1 protein-coding gene is annotated in these 648 nt (G+C 67.7%); it reads right to left on the reverse strand.

Features of this window, described 5'->3' with window-relative positions:
• Nucleotides 1-648 (reverse strand): DUF4166 domain-containing protein (locus tag EN852_RS34625; protein ID WP_135879572.1); only part of this gene is annotated, 648 nt, incomplete at both ends.

A 648-nucleotide genomic window follows, 5' to 3' on the forward strand; every position in this document is an offset into this window, starting at 1 on the left:
CCGGCTCGAAAAACTGTGGGTTCCGAACGTCCGCGTCCAGGTCTCGCCGTCCTTGCCGATATCGAAACTGACTTTGACCGGGACATCCGTCGCGGCGGCGGGAAAGCCGATCAGCCGCGCCGCAAGCCGGCTAAGCATGCCGCTGCCGCGTTCGACTCTGGCGCGGCCCTGCGCCATTGCCGCTCCCTCATGGATGGCGCGGATTTCAGCGGGAAGGTTTTTCCAGGCATCGCCAAGCAGGTCGGGATAGAGGCCTCTGGCCTCACTGTCGTCCCTCAAGCCGGTATAGATCGTCTTGCTGGCGAAGAGCTTCTCGTAGTCCTCTAGCTCGACGTCGCGCACCGCCGCCCGTACGCCCGGCATGGGCATGCGGTCGTCGAGCGCCTTGCGGATGATCGCCTCGACCGCCATGGACGGGATCAGCGGCCCGTCATCGCCCTCGGCCAAAAGGTGCCAGGACCGCCTGATCGGCCTGCCATCCGCATCCGCACCCTCGACCGCCACGAACATGCCGCCGCGATGCTCGCCCCAGGACAGCCGGTTGGTCGCCCAGTGCATCAGCGGCGCCAGCGACGACAGGGACGGGACGAGGCCAGCGCGGACCAGCCAGGCGAGGCCGATCAGCGCCCGGTGCAGCACCTCCGGCAC

Source organism: Mesorhizobium sp. M2E.F.Ca.ET.209.01.1.1 (genome assembly GCF_004010375.2).
Taxonomy (GTDB): Bacteria; Pseudomonadota; Alphaproteobacteria; order Rhizobiales; family Rhizobiaceae; genus Mesorhizobium.